An 18,355-nucleotide genomic window follows, 5' to 3' on the forward strand; every position below is an offset into this window, starting at 1 on the left:
TTGACAGGACCGAAACAGAAGGGACCCGGACCGGAAACCGCTCCCCGGCACGCTTTGCCGACATGACAGACGGTGTGCACTTCGCGACCGCACCGGGGGCCGACCCTCGGCAGGCGGAGACGCACTGCCCGTACTGCGCCCTCCAGTGCGGGATGCTGCTGCGCGACACCGGCGACCGGGTCGAGGTGCTCCCCCGGCAGTTCCCCACCAACCGGGGCGGCCTCTGCCAGAAGGGCTGGACCGCCGCCGACCTGCTCGACCACCCCGACCGGCTGACCACGCCGCTGCTGCGCGACCGGCCCGACGGCGAGCTGCGGCCGGCGAGCTGGGACGAGGCGCTGGACCGGATCGCCACCGGCATCCGCACCGTCCAGGCGGGACACGGGCCCGACGCGGTCGCCGTCTTCGGCGGCGGCGGCCTCACCAACGAGAAGGCGTACGCGCTGGGGAAGTTCGCCCGGGTGGCGCTGCGCACCCGGCACATCGACTACAACGGCCGGTGGTGCATGTCCTCGGCCGCGGCGGCCGGGCTGCGTGCCTTCGGCGTCGACCGGGGGCTGCCCTTCCCGGTCACCGACCTCGCCCGGGCCGAGACCCTGCTGCTGGTCGGCGCCAACCCGGCCGAGACCATGCCGCCGCTGATGCGCCACCTGGCCGACCAGCGGCGGGCCGGCGGCCGACTGATCGTGGTCGACCCCCGGGAGACCGCCACCGCCCGACAGGCCGACCTGCATCTGCAACCGCTGCCCGGCACCGACCTGGCGGTGGCCAACGCGCTGCTGCACATCGCGCTCACCGAGGGCCTGGTCGACAAGGCGTACGTCGACGCCCGCACCACCGGCTTCGACGAGGTCCGGCGGACCGTGGCCAGGTACTGGCCGGCGGAGGTGGAACGGCTCTCCGGGGTGCCGGTGGCCGACCTGGAGGCGACCGCCCGGGCGCTCGGCACCGCCCGCAGCGCGATCATCCTGACCGCCCGCGGGGCGGAGCAGCACGCCAAGGGCGTCGACACGGTCAGTGCCCTGGTCAACCTGGCGCTCGCCCTCGGCCTGCCCGGCCGCCCCGGCTCCGGGTACGGCTGCCTCACCGGCCAGGGCAACGGCCAGGGCGGGCGGGAGCACGGGCAGAAGGCCGACCAGCTGCCCGGGTACCGGCGGATCGACGACCCGGCCGCCCGGGCGCACGTGGCCGGGGTCTGGGGCGTGGACCCGGACGAGCTGCCCGGGGCGGGCGTGCCGGCGTACCAACTGCTGGACTCGCTCGGCCAGCCGGGTGGGGCCCGCGCGCTGCTGGTCTTCGGCTCCAACCCGGTGGTCTCCGCGCCCCGGGCCGCCCGGGTCACCGAGCGGCTGCGCGGGCTGGACCTGCTGGTGGTCGCCGACTTCCTGCGCTCCGAGACGGCCGAACTCGCCGACGTGGTACTGCCGGTGACCCAGTGGGCCGAGGAGGACGGCACGATGACCAACCTGGAGGGCCGGGTGCTGCGCCGCCGCGCGCTGCGCCCACCCCCGCCGGGCGTCCGCAGCGACCTCGACATCCTCGCCGGCCTGGCCGAACGCCTGGCGGACGACGACCGGGCCGCCGAGCGGTTCCCCACCGACCCGCGGGCCGTCCTCGCCGAGCTGGGCCGCGCCTCGGCCGGCGGGCCGGCCGACTACGCCGGGGTGAGCTGGGAGCGGATCGACCAGGCCGACGGCGTCTTCTGGCCCTGCCCCGAGCCGGACGGACCGGACACGCCCCGACTCTTCGCCGAGTCGTTCCCCACCCCCGACGGCCGGGCCCGGTTCCACCCGGTGACCCACCGGCCGGCCGCCGAGGAGGTCTGCCCGGACTACCCGCTGCACTTCACCACCGGGCGGGTGCTGGCCCAGTACCAGTCCGGCACCCAGACCCGACGGGTCGCCGCGCTGCGCCGGGCCGCGCCCGGTGGCTTCGTCGAGCTGCACCCCGAGCTGGCCGCGCGGCTCGACGTGACCGACGGGGACGAGCTGCGGGTCACCTCCCGCCGGGGCGAGCTGCGCGCGCCGGCCCGGCTCAGCCCGGCGATCCGGCCGGACACCGTCTTCGCGCCGTTCCACTGGCCCGGCGCGGCCCGGGCCAACTCGGTCACCAACGACGCGGTCGACCCGGTCTCCGGAATGCCCGAGTTCAAGATCTGCGCCGTCCGGGTGGAGAAGGCATGAACATCGTCATCGTCGGATACGGAATGGCCGGCTCGCGGGTCGCCGCCGAGCTGCACGCCAGGGACGGCGACCGGAAGGTCACCGTGCTCGGGGCGGAGCCGCACCGGGCGTACAACCGGATCATGCTCTCCACCCTGCTCGCCGGGAAGATCGGCGAGCCGGACGTGGAGCTGGCCGAGGTGGCCGGGCAGGGCGTCGACGTGCGGACCGGAGTGGCCGCCGTCGCGATCGACCGGGCCGCCCGGGAGGTGCGGACCGACGACGGCGACCGGATCGGCTACGACCACCTGGTGCTCGCCACCGGTAGCCGGGCGGTGGTGCCGCCGCTGCCGGGCCTGGACCCGGGCGACCTGCCGGCCCGGGTGGCCGCCTTCCGCACCCTGGAGGACTGCCGGCGGATCCTCGCCGCGGCCCGGGACGCGCGCACCGTCCTGGTGCTCGGCGGCGGACTGCTCGGGCTGGAGGCCGCCCGCGGACTGGCCGCCCGGGGCCTCGACGTGACCGTGGTGCACCCCATGGGGCACCTGATGGAACGGCAGCTCGACCCGGCCGCCGGGGCGGTGCTCGCCGGCACCCTCGCCGGGCTCGGCATCCGCACCGAGCTGTCGGTCGGGGCATCCGGGGTGGACGTCGCCGACGACGAGGTCCGGCTCCGGCTGACCGACGGCCGTACCCTCGCCGCCGACCTGCTGGTGCTCTCCTGCGGGGTACGCCCGGACACCACCCTCGCCGCGTCGGCCGGGCTGGCCGTGGAGCACGGCGTGACGGTGGACGACCGGCTGCGCACCGACGACGAGGCGATCTCCGCGATCGGTGACTGCGCCCAGCACGCCGGAACGCTGACCGGGCTGGTCGCGCCGGCCTGGGCGCAGGCCCGGGTGGTGGCGCAGCTGCTCACCGGGGAGGACCCGGCGGCCCGGTACCGGCCCCGTCCGGTGGTGACCCGGCTCAAGGCGGCCGGCATCGACCTCGCGGCGATGGGCGACCCGACCGACGGTCCGGGCGAGGAGCTGACCTTCGCCGACCCGGCCCGGGGCACGTACGCCCGGCTGCGCATCCACGACGAGCGGCTGACCGGCGCGATCCTGCTCGGCGACAACCCGGCGGTGGGCACGGTGGTGCAGCTCTTCGACCGGGGTGGCCCGGTGCCGGCGGACCGGCGGGCGCTGCTGCTCGGCCGGGCGCTCGGCAGCGGCCCGGCGGCGCCCGTGGAGTCCCCGGCGCTGATGCCGGACGCGGCGACCGTCTGCCAGTGCAACGACGTCAGCAAGGGGGCCCTGGTCCGCTGCTGGCGGGCCGGCGCCCGGACGGTGGACGAGGTGGTCGCCACGACCCGGGCCGGCACCGGCTGCGGCGGCTGCCGCGACGCGGTCGCCGGGATCGTCGGCTGGCTGTCCGAGGTGGACTCCGTGGACGCGACGCGATGAACACCGGACCCAGAGGAGGTGACGCGATGACCGGCGGAAGACTGGTGGTCGTCGGCAACGGCATGGTCGGGCAGCGGTTCGTCGAGGCGCTGCGCGCCCGGGACCACGACGGCCGTTGGCGGGTGACGGTGCTCGCCGAGGAGGGCCGGCCGGCGTACGACCGGGTGCGGCTCTCGGCGTACTTCGACGGGGTGAGCGCCGAGGAGCTGAACCTGCACACCCCCGACGACGGGGTGGAGCTACGCCTCGGCGAGCCGGTCACCGGCATCGACCGGGAGCGGAGGGTGGTGACCACCGCGACCGGCGAGCACCCGTACGACGCGCTCGTGCTGGCCACCGGGTCGTACGCCTTCGTGCCGCCGGTGGACGGCACGGACCTGCCCGGGGTCTTCGTCTACCGCACCCTGGACGACCTGGCGGCGATCCGGGAGCACGCCCGGGGCCGGCGGACCGGCGCGGTGATCGGCGGCGGCCTGCTCGGGCTGGAGGCGGCCAACGCGCTGCGGCTGCTGGGGCTCGCGACCCATGTGGTGGAGTTCGCGCCGCGGCTGATGCCGGTGCAGGTGGACCCCGCCGGCGGGGCGATGCTCCGGCGCTACGTCGACGAGCTGGGGGTGAGCACCCACCTCGGGGTGGCCACCACTGCGCTGCGGCCCGGCCCGGCCGGCGCGGTCGGCGCCCTCGAGCTCTCCGACGGGAGCACGGTCGACGCCGACCTCGTCGTGGTCGCCGCCGGCATCCGCCCCCGCGACGAGCTGGCCCGGGCGGCCGGGCTGGCCCTCGGCCCGCGCGGCGGCGTGCTGGTCGACCCGACCTGCCGGACCGCCGACGAGCGGATCTGGGCGGTCGGCGAGTGCGCGGCGGTCGACGGCACCTGCCACGGCCTGGTCGCCCCCGGGTACGCCACGGCGGAGGTGGTCGCCGACCGGCTGCTCGGCGGCTCGGCGACCTTCCCCGGCGCGGACACCGCCACCAAACTGAAGCTGCTCGGGGTGGACGTGGCCTCGTTCGGGGACGCGCACGGGACCACCCCGGGCTGCCTGGACGTCACGTTCACCGACCCGGCCACCCGGTCGTACGCGAAGCTGGTCCTCTCCGACGACGCGCGGACGCTGCTCGGCGGCGTGCTGGTCGGGGACGCCACGGCCTACCCGACGTTGCGGGCCAGTGTCGGCGGGCCGCTGCCCGCTCCCCCGCTCGCGCTGCTCGCCCCGGCGGGCGAGGCGGGCGGCGGGGTGACCGCGCTGCCCGGCGCGGCGCAGGTCTGCTCCTGCAACGCGGTGACCCGGGACGACATCGACGTGGCGATCGCGGGCGGCGCGGCCGACGTGCCGGCGCTGAAGGCGTGCACCCGGGCCGGCACCAGTTGCGGCTCCTGCGTGCCGATGCTGAAGCAGCTGCTCGACGCGGCCGGGGTGGCGCAGTCGACCGCGCTCTGTGAGCACTTCGACGCCAGCCGGCAGGAGCTCTTCGACATCGTCCGGGTGCGCGGCGTGCGCAGCTTCTCGCAGCTCATCGCCGAGCACGGGCGGGGGCGCGGCTGTGACATCTGCAAGCCGGTGGTCGCCTCCATCCTCGCCTCGCTGGGCAGCGGGCACGTGCTCGACGGCGAGCGGGCGTCGTTGCAGGACACCAACGACCACTTCCTGGCCAACCTGCAACGCGACGGCAGCTACTCGGTGGTGCCCCGGATCCCGGGTGGCGAGATCACCCCGGAGAAGCTGATCGTGATCGGCGAGGTGGCCCGCGACTTCCGGCTCTACACCAAGATCACCGGTGGGCAGCGGATCGACCTGTTCGGGGCCCGGGTCGAGCAGCTGCCGCAGATCTGGCGGCGGCTGGTCGACGCGGGCTTCGAGTCCGGCCACGCGTACGGCAAGGCGCTGCGCACGGTGAAGTCCTGCGTCGGCGAGACCTGGTGCCGGTACGGGGTGCAGGACTCGGTCGGGCTGGCCGTCGCGCTGGAGCTGCGCTACCGGGGGCTGCGTGCCCCTCACAAGATCAAGTCGGCGGTCTCCGGCTGCGCCCGCGAGTGCGCCGAGGCGCGCAGCAAGGACTTCGGGATCATCGCCACCGAGACCGGCTGGAACCTCTACCTCGGCGGCAACGGCGGCTTCCGACCCCGGCACGCCGACCTCTTCGCCACCGATCTGTCCACGGAAGCGCTGATCTCGCTGATCGACAGATTCCTGATGTACTACATCCGCACCGCCGACCGGCTGCAACGCACCGCCGCCTGGATCGAGGCGATGGAGGGTGGCCTCGACCACCTGCGCGCCGTCATCGTGGACGACTCACTCGGGCTCTGCGCCGAACTCGACGCGGCCATGGCCCGGCACGTCGCGTCGTACTCCGACGAGTGGCGCGACGTGCTCGACGACCCGGAACGGCTGCGCCGGTTCACGTCCTTCGTCAACGCCCCCGACGTGCCCGACCCGTCGATCACCTTCGCGGTCGAACGCGGTCAGCCGGTACCCGCGCGCGGGGCACCGCCCGGGGCCGGCGCGGACCGCCGCCAGCCCGTCGCACTCGGCCTGCCGGAGGTACGGCGATGAACACCACGACCCTGGACTGGACCGCGGTCTGCCCGCTCCACCGACTCGACCCGGACCGCGGCGTCGCCGCCCTGGTCGACGGCGTGCAGGTGGCGCTCTTCCACACCGGCGGCGAGCTGTACGCCGTCGACAACCTCGACCCGGTCGGCGGCGCGTACGTGATGTCGCGGGGCATCGTCGGCAGCCGCGGCGGCGTACCGACGCTCGCCTCCCCCCTGCACAAGCAGGTCTACGACCTGCGCACCGGCGACTGCCTCGACCTGCCCGGAGTGCGGCTGCGGCGGCACCCGGCGCGTTGCCGGGACGGTCTGGTCGAGGTGCGGCTGCGACTGGAGGAGTGATGGCCGACGAACTGGCCGGCTTCACCATCGGAGTGACCGCCGACCGGCGACGCGACGAACTGGCCGCGCTGCTGCAGCGGCGCGGCGCCCGGGTGGTGCTCGCCCCGGCCCTGCGGATCGTGCCGCTGGCCGACGACACCGACCTGCGCGAGGCCACCCGGGCCTGCCTCGACCGCCCGCCGGACATCCTGATGGCCAACACCGGCATCGGGATGCGCGGCTGGCTGGAGGCGGCCGAGGGCTGGGGGCTGGCCGAGCCGCTGCGCGGGGTGCTCTCCCGGTCGTACGTGGTGGCCCGGGGGCCCAAGGCGCGCGGCGCGATCCGGGCCGCCGGACTGCACGACCAGTGGTCCCCCGACTCGGAGAGCTGCGAGGAGGTCGTCGACCACCTGCGCCGACGCGGGGTGGCCGGCCAGGTCATCGCCATGCAGCTGCACGGCGACCGGCAGCCGGAGTGCACCGAGGCGCTGGAGGAGGCCGGGGCCACCGTGATCGAGGTGCCGGTCTACCGGTGGGCGCCACCGACCGACCCGGCGCCGCTGCACCGGCTGATCGACCTGGTCGCCGGGCGGCTGGTGGACGCCGTCACCTTCACCTCCGCACCGGCCGCCGAGGCGCTGCTGCGGGCGGCCGGGGACCGGACCGAGACGGTGCTGGAGGCGCTGCGTGGGGACGTGCTGGCCAGCTGCGTCGGTGCGGTCACCGCGGAGCCGCTGGTCCGACGCGGGGTGCCGGTGAGCGCGCCGAGCCGGGCCCGGTTGGGCGCGCTGGTCCGGACGATCGTTGACGAGCTGCCCCGCCGGACGGTCAGCGTCAAGGCCGCCGGGCACGTGCTGACCCTGCGCGGGCACGCCGCCCTGGTCGACGGGGAACTGCAACCGCTCGCCCCCGCCCCGATGGCGGTGCTGCGGGCGCTCGCCGCCGCGCCGGGCCGGGTGCTCTCCCGTACCGAGCTGCTGCGGACCCTACCCCGGGGCGCGGACGAGCACGCGGTGGAGATGGCGGTAGCCCGGCTCCGGGTGGGGTTGCGGGCCCCCCGGGTGGTGCAGACCGTCGTCAAGCGCGGCTACCGGCTGCGGGTGGAATGAACCGCCCACCCGCAGCCGGTACGGCTCAGCCGACCGGCGCGGGCTGGTGGCCCCGGCCCTGATCGGCCTGGAGCCGGAGCATGGCGTGCTCGACCACCGTCACCAGCACCTGCTTGACCGACTCCCGCTGCCGGGCGTCGCACATCACCAGCGGCACGTCCGGCGAGATGGCCAGCGCCTCCCGGACCTCCTCCGGCTCGTACTGCGGGGCGTCGTCGAACCGGTTCAGCGCCACCACGTACGGCAGGTTGCGGTTCTCGAAGTAGTCCAGCGGCGCGAAGGCGTCGGTGATCCGCCGGGTGTCCACCAGCACGGCGGCACCCACCGCACCCCGGATGATCTCGTCCCACATGAACCAGAAGCGGGTCTGGCCCGGCGTGCCGAACAGGTACAGGATGAGGTCCTGCGCCATGGTGATCCGGCCGAAGTCCATGGCGACCGTGGTGGTCTCCTTGCCGGGCACCTTCGACGGATCGTCGATGCCCACGCCGGCGGCGGTCATCAACGCCTCGGTGGTCAACGGCGTGATCTCGGAGATCGCCCCGACCATTGTCGTCTTGCCCACGCCGAAGCCACCCGCGACCACGATCTTCGCGGAGATGATCTCCCGGCTACGGCGCGCCCCGGCGGGGTCATAGTTCGCGAAGTCCACTTAGCACCCTTCCCAGCAGGTTCATCCGCTCCTCGAATCCTTCGGCGGGAGCGGCAGTGTGTAGCGTCAGCAGGCCCTCGGCCACCAGGTCGGCGACCAGCACCCGGGTGACGCCGAGCGGCATCCGGGTATACGCGGCGATCTCCGCCAGCGACTGTGCCCGGCCCTCGCAGACCGTGGCGATGCGGTACTTGTCGTGCCCCGCGAACCGTGACTCGGCGACCTGGGTGGGGGTGGACGACAGCACCGCCTCCAGGGCGATGTCCCGGCTGGGCTCGGTACGACCCCGGGTGACCGCGTACGGGCGCACCAACGCACCGCGCGGGTCCCGCCGTGGTTCCATCCGCGATCACCTCCTTCCGCCCGGAGCCACCGGCCCCGGACCCCTCATTCCCCGGCCGGGCGCGGTCGCGCCCGGCCGTACAGCCGCCGTGTCAGGAACGCACGGCGTCCCGCGGCAGCGGGACCAGAGCGGCACCCACCCGCTCGACGAGCAGCGCCATCTCGTACCCGACCTGCCCCACGTCGCAGCTGCGCGCCGCGAGCACGGCCATCGAGGAGCCGTCGCTGATCGACATCAGGAAGAGGTAGCCGCTGTCCATTTCGATCACGGTCTGCAACACCCCGCCGGCGCTGAACATCCGGGCGGCGCCCTCGGTCAGGCTCACCACGCCGGAGGTGATCGCGGCGAGCTGGTCGGCCCGGTCCGTGGGGAGGTCCCGCGAGGACGCGAGCAGCAGCCCGTCCGCGGACACCGCCACGACGTGGGCGATGCCCGCCACGCTGTCGGCGAAATTGGTGAGCAGCCAACCCATGTCCTGCATGGCAGCTGGCCTGTTCATCGGCTCGTCTCCTTGGTCGAGGTGCTGTTCAGGTCCGCCCCGGCCGTCCGCCCGCGCTGTACGCCGCGGTGGTAGGCCGAGAGCAGGCCACGTACTTCGTCCGGGGTGCGCCGGCTGCGGTCCCGGCCGCCCTTCGGTTCGATGCCGCCCGGCACGAGCTGGGCCTGCGGCACCCGCTTCGGCAGACCGGAGCGGGTGGTGCCGGCGGCGGCCGGTTCGGCCGCCTTGGTGGCCCGGGTCCAGCCCTCGTCGGCGGCCGTGCGCCAGGCCTCCGAAGCCGGCTCCGGCGCGGTGGCCGGCTCCGGCGCCGCCGGGGAGGCCGGCGGCGCGGACGGCACCGGCGGCGGGACGTACGACGGGGGCGGGGTGGCGGCGGCCGGCGGTTCGGGGGTGCCGGCCGCCGGGGCGAAGGTGGGGGTGCCGCTGGCCGCCGGCGCGGCCGGCACCCGGGTCGGCAGCGGTGGCCGGGCCGGCGACGCAGCGCTGGGCCGCCCCGTGGCCGGGGCGGCGGCGGACGGCTTGTCGTCGAAGCGCGGCCGGGTGAAGATCGCGGTGGCGTCGTCCCCGTGGGACCGGAACCAGACCGCCTCCATCTCCCGGAAGATCGGGGAGTCTGCCGGCGGGGTGGGCCGGGCGACCACCGGGGCGCTGGGCGCCGCGGCCGGCGGGGTGTACGGCACCGCCGGGGCGACCGGCGTCGGGGCCGGGGTCACCGGCGCGGCGAACGGCGCCGGGGCGTAGGACGCCGGGGCGGCCGGGGCGTAGGACGACGGGGCGGCCGGCGCGGCGCCGAACGGGGCGTACGACTCGGCGGTCGGGGCGCCCGGGGCGCCGGCCACCGGTCCGGCCGGTAGCCCGGGGACGCCCTCACCGGCCAGGGACCGCCTCGCCAACGGGTCGATGGTCGGGTTCGCCACCGTGGAGCTGCCCGCCGAGAACCCGCCGAAGGAGGCGGGCTCCGCCGGCACCGCGGAGGTCGGCACCGCGGACGTCGGCACCGCGGACGTCGGCACCGCGGAGGTCGGCACCGCGGACGTCGGCACCGCGGACGTCGGCACGGCCGGCGGGGACGACACCGGGCCGCCGAGTCGCACCGCCGACGCGGTGTCCCGCGCGTCGACCGGAGGCTGCCAGGGCGCCGGAGCCGGCGGCGCGGTACGCCACTGGTCGGTCAGCGTCGCCGTCCGGCCACCGGGCAGCTGGTCGCCGAGCCCGACCGGGGTGAGCGGCGTCTGCTCGACCGCCATCGGCTGACGCGGTCGCATGATCGGCTGGTCCCGGCCCCGGTGGGCGGGGAGGACCACGGTGGCGTTCGGCAGCGTCACCTGGGCGACCGTGCCGCCCTCGACGTTGCGGCGCAGCTCCACGCGGATGCCGTAGCGGGAGGCGAGCCGGCTCACCACGGCCAGACCCATCAGCCGGAACGCGGCCACGTCCACGGTCGGCGGCGCGGCGAGCCGCCGGTTGAGCGAGTCGAGCTGCTCGTCGGCGAGGCCGAGCCCCCGGTCCTCCACCTGGATCAGCACGTAGTCCCGGATCCGCCGGCCGTCGGCGACCACGGTGGTGGTCGGCGGCGAGAAGCGGGTCGCGTTGTCGAGCAGCTCGGCGACCAGCCGGACCACGTCGTTGACCGCGTGGGCGGAAACCGAGATGTCGGTGTCGACGGTGCCGAACTCGATCCGGTTGTAGAGCTCGACCTCGGACTGGGCGGCCCGCAGCACGTCCACCAGGAGCGCGTCGTCGCGGCGCGGCACGGCCGAGTCGGCGCCGGCCAGGACCAGCAGGTTCTCGTCGTTGCGGCGCATCCGGGTGGCCAGGTGGTCCAGCTCGAAGAGCTGGGCGAGGCGCTTCGGGTCCTCCTCGCCGCGCTCGATCGCGTCCAGCTCGCCGATCATCCGGTCGACCAGGGTCTGACTGCGCCGGGCCAGGTTGAGGAACATCGCCGAGACGCTGGTACGCAGCGCCGCCTGCTCGGCGGCGACCCGGACCGCCTCCCGGTGGACCACGTTGAAGGCCAGCGCCACCTGGCCGACCTCGTCCCGGTTCTCCAGCCGGATCGGGTCGCGTACCTGGCGGACGATCTCCTCCACGCCGCCGTCACCGACGCTGCCCATGTTCTGCAGTCGCTGCACCGCGTCCGGCAGGTCGTGGTTGGCCACCGAGAGGGCACCCTCCCGCAGCCGGCGCAGCGAGTGGTTGAGCGAGCGGGCCAGCACCACGGCGAGGCTGATCGCGATGAGCAGGGTGAGCAGCACCAGCACCGACTCCACGACGGCCTGCCGGATCACGTCACTGCGGGCCTGCTCGGCCCGGGAGAGGAGCCGGTCCTGGAGCTGGAGCTCGGCCCACCGCATCAGGTCGTTGACCGCGCCGATCGAGGCGCTGGCGTCCGCCGCGCTGACCGGCGAGCGCAGCCCGACCGAGCGGGTGATATCGGTGCCCACCCGGTCGGCGAGGCCGACCGCGTCGCCGGAGACCGCCCCGTCGACCAGGGCCCGCTGATCCGGGTCCGCGGCGAGCGAGAAGGAGAGCAGCGCCTCCTGCTGGCCGGTGAGGGTGGCCAGGAAGGAGGAGAGCTGTTCCTGGTCGAGTCGGCCGCCGCTCAGCGCGGTGAAGGCGACCGCCTCCTCCTCGGCGACCGCCGCCTTGGCCCGGGAGAACGCGGCCACCGCCCGGCGGGCGTCGGCCAGGCTCTCCTGGCCGGGGAGCTGGGCCAGGGTGTCGCCGTAGGAGACCAGGTCGGTGAGGATGACGCCGTACCGGAGGGTGGCCTCGGCGACCGGCATCTGCCGGCGGTCGAGCACCTCCTGCCGGGTGGCGTCGAGCGTCTCCAGGTGGTCGTCGATGACCTTGAGCCGGTCCCGCACCGCCGCCGGGACGTCGCCGATCGTGCCCCGCTCGGCCCGGTACGCGTCGATCCGCGCCCCGGTGGCCCGGACCCGCAGGTTGTAGTCGTCGGGGCGCTGCTGCGGGTTGGCCAGGTAGCCGGCCGCGGCCATCCGCTCCTTGTGCAGGTCCTGGGCGAGGGCGCTAACGTCGACGGAGAGCGCGGTCAGCGACCGGATCCGGGTGGCGTCGACCGCACCCTCGCCGGTGGAGACGAGTCGGATTGTTGCCAGTGCAATGACGGCGGCGACCGGGACGACCAGGATCAGGGCGAGCTTCGAGCGGATCCGCGCATCCCGCAGGCGAGGCAGCCGCCGCCCCCGGTCACGTCCGGCGGAGTCGCCGATCTCGGGTAGGGTCGTCGGTCCGGTGCTCACGACATCGCCTCCGTCGTTTCTTCCACGCCTGACCCACCGACCCGCGCCCGGTGCAACGGACAGCGCCACGCGCGGCACGGCCGCGATTTCATCAGAGTTGGTCCTGTTTGGGAAGCCGCAGTGAGGCACGAAACGGTCAACCAGCGAGCCCGTTGCGATTTAGCCTCATTGCCGCGCACGCTCTGAACAGGCGATGTCACTCCTGAGTGGCCGCACAGCCTCTCCGGAGTGAGCATCTGTAAATATCTGATGACCCCACCATGTGGGATTCGCGTCCCGAAACCGCCGCCGACATCTGCGCTTGACCGCAGCCGTCCCGCATTGGCAAGGTTTTGCAGGCTTTCACGCACACCGTACGGCACCCAATCCCGTTCTTCCACTGAGGACGGACTAGCGGCGGTGACCGGGCAGCGTCCCGCGCCGCACCTGGAGGACTGAGTTGAGCCCCATCCGCTCCGCGACCATCGTGGCGCTCGCATCGGCCGTGCTGGCCACCACGCTCACCGGCTGCTCGTTCGGGGCGGGGCAGGAGGACGCGAGCCCCATCGTCATCGCCGCCGACCTGGAACTTTCCGGCGCCTCCGCACCGATCGGCAAGGCGTACCAGCGCGCCCTGGAACTGAAGGTCGAGCAGCTGAACTCCTCCGGCGCCCTGGGCGAACGGAAGATCAAGCTTCAGGTGAAGGACAACCGTTCCGACGCCAGCGAGTCACTGCGCAACATCGGTGACTTCAGCAACGATTCCAAGGTCAGCGCGATCATCATGGGTGGCTGCAACGAATGCGCGGTCGGCGCCGTGCGCACCATCAACGAGAAGAAGATCCCGACCATCGCGCTCGCCGCTTCCGGCGCCGTCGCCGACCCGGTCGCGGACCGGCGGTACGTGTTCAAGCTGGCCCCGAACGCGGCCGACAGCGCGGACGCGCTCACCACCGAACTGCGCCGTCGCGCCATTCGCAAGGTCGCCGTCCTGTACAGCGACGACGACTACGGCCGCGAGGGACTCGACGCCCTGGGCGGCGAATTCCGCAAGGCCGGCATCAAACTGCTGGACCAGGAAAACGTCAAGGGCACCGACACCGATGTCAGCCAGCAGGTCCGCAAGCTGACCCGCAACGACCCCGACGCCCTGGTCATCTGGACCCCGCCGGAGCAGGCGACGCTCGCCGCCGTCAGCGCCACCCAGGCCAAGTTCACCGGGTCGCTCTTCCTGGACGCGGCGGCCGCGGGAGACCTGTTCCTTCCCGGCGGCCGGGCCACCGAGCGGGCCACCCTGGTCTTCACCCAGACCATGGTGATCGACGACGTCATCGCCACCACCCCGGCCAAGGCCGCCCGCCGGCAGTGGTTCCAGGACTACACCGCCCGCTTCGGCGGCTACCACGGCTTCTCCTCGTTCGCCGCGGACGCCGTCCAACTCGTCGCCGACGCCTCGCTGCGGGCCGGCGGGGGCGACCGGGTCAACCGGGACGGCATCCGGGACGTGCTCGAGACGTCCCAGCTGGACGGCCTCTCCGGGCCGATCCGGATGACCCCGGACAACCACTCCGGCCTGATGCCCCAGGCGCTGACCACGCTCGTCGCCCGCGGCGGGCGCTGGCGCCTCGCCAGCTGAGCCGCCGGTGTGGCCCGTCGCCTGCGGCGGGCCACACCGGGACCGGTCAGCGGGCCGAGGTGGTGGCCCGGACCCAGGGCAGGGCGATCCGCTCGACCAGGGACAACGCCGCGTAGAGCACGATGCTCATGATCGCGATCAGCACGATCGCGGCCCACGCCGTCGGGGTGTCGCCGATCCCGTTGTACTGCAGGATCTGGTAGCCCAGCCCGGGCTTGTCCGAGTAGAACTCCCCGATCACCGCGCCGATCGCGGCCAGCGGCATGGCCACCTTGAGCCCGACGAAGATCTGCGGCAGCGCGGCCGGGAGGCGCACCTTGCGGAACGCCTGCCACCACGACGCGTTCAACGACCGGGCCAGCTCGGCCAGGTCCGCCGGCGTGGTGGTCAGCCCCGTCGCGGTGGAGAGCACGATCGGGAAGAAGCAGAGCAGGAAGACCATGGTCAGGATGGGCTTCTGGCCCCAGCCGACCGAGACCACCAGCAGCGGGCCGAGCGCGATCTTCGGCACCGCGTTGACCGCCACCAGCAGCGGCGCGAACATCCGCTCCACCCGGCGGGAGGCCGCCAGCGCCATCCCGATCAGCACCCCGGCAACCGACGAGAGCAGAAAGCCCAGCAGCGTCATGCCGGTGGTGATGCCGAGCGCCGGCAGCAGCACGTCCGTCGCGGCCGTCAGCGCCCGCCAGACGTCCTGCGGAGGCGGCAGCGACGCCGGGTGCACCAGCTTCAGCCCGGACGTGACCAGCCACCAGACGGCCAGCGCGATCACCAGGCCGAGCAGCGGCAGGCCGACGGCGCCGGGGCGTACCCGGAACCGGCGGGACGCGGTCGCGGCCGGCGGCGCCGTCGCCACGTCGGACCGGCGCTGATCGTCACTCACCACGTCGACCGGGGTACGGGTCAACTCCGTCATCGTCTCCTCCTGTCCTGCCGGCCCGGTGCCGGCACGCGACGGGGGTGCGGCCGACCGTCGTGCCGGTCGGTCGCACCCCCGTTCGCACGGTCGGCGTCGATCAGGCCTTCGGCACCAGGCTGAAGTCGATGATCTGGTCCGGGGTGATGTTCTGCTTGAGCGCGCCCGCGCCCTGGAGGATCGCGATGCTCTTGGCGACCCGGTCGCTGTCCAGCGTGCCGATCGCGGTGCCGGAGTTGCTGGACCGGACGTACCCGGCCATCAGCTGGAGCTCGGCGGCGGCCGCGGCCGGGTTGGTGGCGGCGACGTTCTTCTTCAGGATGTCGGCCGCCTCCTGCGGGTTGGCCAGGGCGTACTCCAGGCCCTTGAGCAGCGCGGCGGTGAACTTCTTCACCATCTCCGGCTTCTCCTTCGCGGTCTTGCTGGACGTGATCAGGGCGTTGCCGTAGAGGTCCTGCATCACGTTGCTGTACGGAAGCACGACCGGCTTCTTCTTGGTCACCGCCTCGACGGTGGGCTGGCCGACCACGAACTGGCCGATGCCGTCGACGGTGCCGGAGGCGAGCGTGCCCATCAGGGTCTGCGCCTCGCCGTTGACCCAGGTGACCTTGCTGGCGTCGACGCCGGCGAGCCGGGCGTACGTCGGGAAGAGCTGACGGACCACGGAGGTGGGGGTGTCGGCGAGCTTCTTGCCCTCCAGGTCCTTCGGCGAGGCGATGCCCTTGCCCTCGACGGTGACCACGGCCGCCATGGTGCGCTGCTGGATGGCCGCGACCGCGACGAAGTCCTTGGCCACGCCGTTGCCGAGCTGGAGCAGGCCGCCGGTCAGGTCGATCGGGCCGAAGTCGGCCTGGCCGCCGACCACGGTCTGGATCACCGAGCCGGTGCCCTGGCCCGGCTTGATCTCGACGTCGAACCCGGCCTCCTTGAAGAAGCCCTTGTCCTTCGCCACCCAGGCGTACGAGTCACGACCGAAGTTGCCGAAAGAGGTGAGGTAGGTCACCTTCTCCAGGGTCTTGCCGTCGCCGCCCTTCGCGTCGTCCGAGGAGTCCGCGCCGCTGCTGCAGGCGGAGACCAGGGCGAGGGCGGTGGCCAGGGCGGCCGCGGCGACCGTACGGGTCAGCCTTCTCATCAGTGCACCATGTCCTTTCCGACCGGGCGTGGGGTACCCGGAAGGGGTCGTCGGTCGGCGGCGTCGACGTGAGGGGGAAGCGGACGCCACCGTCGTGAAGGGACTTCTGACGGCACAGCGTACGAGACACCCACCGTCACGACACCAGGCGCATCGGGTTGCGGAACGGAAACATCTGGACTCCACCCCGGACGGTGCGCAAGGGACACTCGCCCGATAGCCTTTGTCGGATTCCTGACCCGCAACTCAGGGGAGGCACGGCCGAGATGATCCGACTGTCCGAAGTGTCACGGATCTTCGACGGCCGCTCCGGTCGGGTCGAGGCGCTGCGCGGCATCGACCTGGAGGTCGCCGACGGCGAGTTCGTGGCCGTGCTCGGCCGCTCCGGCTGCGGCAAGTCCACCCTGCTCCGCATGATCGCCGGGCTGCTGCCGGTCAGCTCGGGCGAGATCACCGTCGCCGGCACCCCGGTCACCCGGCCCCGCCCGGACATCGCGATGCTCTTCCAACGCCCCGCCCTGCTCCCCTGGCGCTCGGTGCTCGACAACGTCCTGCTGCCCGCCGAGATCTTCGGCTGGAGCCGGGCGAAGCACCGCGAACGGGCCCGCCAACTGCTCGACATGGCCGGCCTCGCCGGCTTCGAGAAGCGGCTGCCGCACGAACTCTCCGGCGGCATGCAGCAGCGGGTGTCGCTCTGCCGGTCACTGCTCGGCGAGCCCCGGGTGATGCTGATGGACGAGCCGTTCTCCGCCCTGGACGCGCTCACCCGGGAAGAGCTCTCCGGCGAACTCCAGCGGGTGCACATGGAGACCGGCGCCACCGTCGTCTTCGTCACCCACTCGATCGACGAGGCGGTGCTGCTGGCCGACCGGGTGGTCGTGCTCAGCCCCCGCCCGGGCCGGATCCGCGAGATCGTCGAGGTGGCCGTCCCCCGACCGCGGACCCTCGGTCGGCACGCCCACCTGGCCGACGTCGCCCGGATCAGCGCCGAACTGCACGAACTGCTGATGGAACGCGAGGCGCCGGCGGCTGCCGGAGCGGCGGAGGGACGATGAGCATGCGGGTGGCGGTCTTCACCGAGCCGCACCGGGGCGCCGACTACGACGACCAGCTCCGCTTCGCCCGGGCGGTCGAGGCGGGCGGGTTCGACGGCTTCTTCCGGGCCGACCACTACCAGGCGATGGGCGACGAGCCGGGGCTGCCCGGCCCGACCGACGCCTGGCTGACCCTGGCCGCCCTGGCCCGGGAGACCAGCCGGATCCGGCTCGGCACCCTGGTCACCTCGGCCACCTTCCGGTTGCCCGGGCCGCTGGCCGTGATGGTGGCCCAGGTCGACCGGATGAGCGGCGGCCGGGTCGAGCTGGGCATCGGCGCCGGCTGGTACGCGCGCGAGCACACCTCGTACGGCATCCCGTTCCCCGCCGTCGGCGAGCGCTTCGACCGGCTCGCCGAGCAGCTGGAGATCGTCACCGGCCTCTGGCGCACCCCGGTCGGCGAGAGCTACAGCTTCACCGGCGACCACTACCGGCTGGTCGACGCCCCCGCGCTGCCCAAGCCGGTGCAGCGACCCGGCCCACCGGTGATCGTCGGCGGGCGCGGCCCGAAGCGCACCCCCGAGCTGGCCGCCCGGTACGCCGACGAGTTCAACATGCCGTTCAAGTCGGTGGCCGAGACCGCCGAGGCGTACGAGCGGGTCCGCGAGGCGTCCGACCGGACCGGCCGTACCGCCTCCGGACGTGACCCGCTCGTGCTCTCCGCCGGCGTGGTGGTGGCGATCGGACGCACCGACGCCGAGGCCCGCCGCCGGGCGGAGCCGCTGCACGTCAAGAGCGCACTGCCGCCGGAGGACCCGGTGGTCGGCTCGCCCGCGCAACTGGTCGACCGGCTGGGCGAGTTCGCCGCGATCGGCACCACCCGGGTGCACCTGCGCCTGATCGAACTCGACGACCTGGACCACCTGGAGCTCATCGCCGCCGAGGTGCTCCCCCAACTGGACGGATCCCGATGAGCGACGTGACCCAGGACCTGGAACTCGGCCCGGTCGGCCAGGAGATCGTCTTCGAGAACGACCGGGTACGGGTGTGGCACATCCGGCTGGCGCCGGGCGAGCGGCAGCCGCTGCACCGGCACGACCACCCGTACCTGGTGGTGGCGATCGAGGGCGCGAAGAACGTGGTGCAGACAATCGACGGCACCCGGATCGACGCCGACGAACCGACCGGCGGGGTGGTCTACCGGGATCCGGGCGCCGTCCACATGCTCACCAATGTCGGGGACACGACGTACCTGGCCCGGCTGGTCGAACTGAAGTAACCCCAGGCTGCCGCCTCGCCGCGCCACA

Annotated in this window: 15 protein-coding genes and 1 pseudogene; 9 read left to right on the forward strand and 7 right to left on the reverse strand. The window is 73.8% G+C overall.

Going from position 1 to position 18,355, the window contains the following annotated elements:
- Nucleotides 1-62: 62 nt before the first annotated feature.
- The 5 genes from V6U81_RS12255 to V6U81_RS12275 are packed head-to-tail and all read left to right on the forward strand — an operon-like array spanning nt 63 to nt 7,594.
- Nucleotides 63-2,183, forward strand: a complete 2,121-nt coding sequence (locus tag V6U81_RS12255; protein WP_334488179.1) for a molybdopterin oxidoreductase family protein — start codon at nt 63-65, stop codon at nt 2,181-2,183.
- Nucleotides 2,180-3,610, forward strand: coding sequence for an FAD-dependent oxidoreductase (locus V6U81_RS12260; RefSeq protein WP_334488182.1), 1,431 nt, complete (start codon nt 2,180-2,182; stop codon nt 3,608-3,610). Before V6U81_RS12255 ends, V6U81_RS12260 begins: the two co-directional genes overlap by 4 nt.
- A 26-nt stretch (nt 3,611-3,636) precedes the next feature.
- Entirely contained in the window at nt 3,637-6,165 is a 2,529-nt protein-coding gene (nirB, locus tag V6U81_RS12265) for a nitrite reductase large subunit NirB (RefSeq protein WP_334488184.1), read from the forward strand.
- A complete protein-coding gene (gene nirD, locus V6U81_RS12270) occupies nt 6,162-6,506 on the forward strand; it encodes a nitrite reductase small subunit NirD (RefSeq protein ID WP_334488187.1) in 345 nt (114 codons plus the stop codon). Before nirB ends, nirD begins: the two co-directional genes overlap by 4 nt.
- On the forward strand, nt 6,506-7,594 hold the full coding sequence (locus V6U81_RS12275; RefSeq protein WP_334488189.1) for a uroporphyrinogen-III synthase: 1,089 nt from the start codon (nt 6,506-6,508) through the stop codon (nt 7,592-7,594). The genes nirD and V6U81_RS12275 overlap by 1 nt, the downstream gene beginning before the upstream one ends.
- A gap of 25 nt (nt 7,595-7,619) precedes the next feature.
- Here V6U81_RS12275 and V6U81_RS12280 read toward each other — a convergent pair whose 3' ends face one another.
- The 5 genes and pseudogenes from V6U81_RS12280 to V6U81_RS29175 all read right to left on the reverse strand — a co-directional run.
- Nucleotides 7,620-8,246 carry a GTP-binding protein gene (locus V6U81_RS12280; protein WP_334488191.1) on the reverse strand — a complete coding sequence of 209 codons (627 nt, stop codon included), beginning with the start codon at nt 8,244-8,246 and terminating at the stop codon, nt 7,620-7,622.
- Nucleotides 8,227-8,589, reverse strand: a complete 363-nt coding sequence (locus tag V6U81_RS12285) for a DUF742 domain-containing protein (protein WP_334488193.1) — start codon at nt 8,587-8,589, stop codon at nt 8,227-8,229. The genes V6U81_RS12280 and V6U81_RS12285 overlap by 20 nt, the downstream gene beginning before the upstream one ends.
- A gap of 91 nt (nt 8,590-8,680) precedes the next feature.
- Nucleotides 8,681-9,088 (reverse strand): roadblock/LC7 domain-containing protein, encoded by a 408-nt coding sequence (locus V6U81_RS12290; protein WP_067313320.1) that lies wholly within the window; start codon nt 9,086-9,088, stop codon nt 8,681-8,683.
- A gap of 867 nt (nt 9,089-9,955) precedes the next feature.
- The gene (locus tag V6U81_RS29170) at nt 9,956-10,252 is read right to left on the reverse strand and encodes a pentapeptide repeat-containing protein (protein ID WP_420884014.1); all 297 of its coding nucleotides are present in this window, start codon (nt 10,250-10,252) and stop codon (nt 9,956-9,958) included.
- 158 nt (nt 10,253-10,410) lie between these two features.
- A pseudogene (locus V6U81_RS29175) lies at nt 10,411-12,480 on the reverse strand (sensor histidine kinase); the annotation flags it as partial.
- A 310-nt stretch (nt 12,481-12,790) separates the two neighbouring features.
- Between V6U81_RS29175 and V6U81_RS12300 the strand changes: the two are divergent.
- Nucleotides 12,791-13,966 (forward strand): ABC transporter substrate-binding protein, encoded by a 1,176-nt coding sequence (locus V6U81_RS12300; RefSeq protein ID WP_334488202.1) that lies wholly within the window; start codon nt 12,791-12,793, stop codon nt 13,964-13,966.
- A gap of 46 nt (nt 13,967-14,012) precedes the next feature.
- Here the strand turns inward: V6U81_RS12300 and V6U81_RS12305 are convergent, their stop codons facing one another.
- Both V6U81_RS12305 and V6U81_RS12310 read right to left on the reverse strand, forming a co-directional pair.
- Nucleotides 14,013-14,882 carry an ABC transporter permease gene (locus tag V6U81_RS12305; RefSeq protein ID WP_334488205.1) on the reverse strand — a complete coding sequence of 290 codons (870 nt, stop codon included), beginning with the start codon at nt 14,880-14,882 and terminating at the stop codon, nt 14,013-14,015.
- A 100-nt stretch (nt 14,883-14,982) separates the two neighbouring features.
- Entirely contained in the window at nt 14,983-16,014 is a 1,032-nt protein-coding gene (locus tag V6U81_RS12310) for an ABC transporter substrate-binding protein (RefSeq protein WP_334488206.1), read from the reverse strand.
- 266 nt (nt 16,015-16,280) lie between these two features.
- Between V6U81_RS12310 and V6U81_RS12315 the strand changes: the two genes are divergently transcribed.
- Genes V6U81_RS12315 through V6U81_RS12325 form a run of 3 tightly spaced genes read left to right on the forward strand, consistent with a single transcriptional unit; the run spans nt 16,281 to nt 18,327 of the window.
- Entirely contained in the window at nt 16,281-17,069 is a 789-nt protein-coding gene (locus V6U81_RS12315) for an ABC transporter ATP-binding protein (protein WP_334488210.1), read from the forward strand.
- Nucleotides 17,070-17,071: 2 nt separating this feature from the next.
- On the forward strand, nt 17,072-18,022 hold the full coding sequence (locus tag V6U81_RS12320) for an LLM class F420-dependent oxidoreductase (RefSeq protein ID WP_334488449.1): 951 nt from the start codon (nt 17,072-17,074) through the stop codon (nt 18,020-18,022).
- Nucleotides 18,019-18,327, forward strand: a complete 309-nt coding sequence (locus V6U81_RS12325) for a cupin domain-containing protein (RefSeq protein ID WP_334488213.1) — start codon at nt 18,019-18,021, stop codon at nt 18,325-18,327. The genes V6U81_RS12320 and V6U81_RS12325 overlap by 4 nt, the downstream gene beginning before the upstream one ends.
- The last annotated feature ends 28 nt before the right edge of the window (nt 18,328-18,355 follow it).

The organism is Micromonospora lacuserhaii (assembly GCF_036902735.1).
Taxonomy (GTDB): Bacteria; Actinomycetota; Actinomycetes; order Mycobacteriales; family Micromonosporaceae; genus Micromonospora.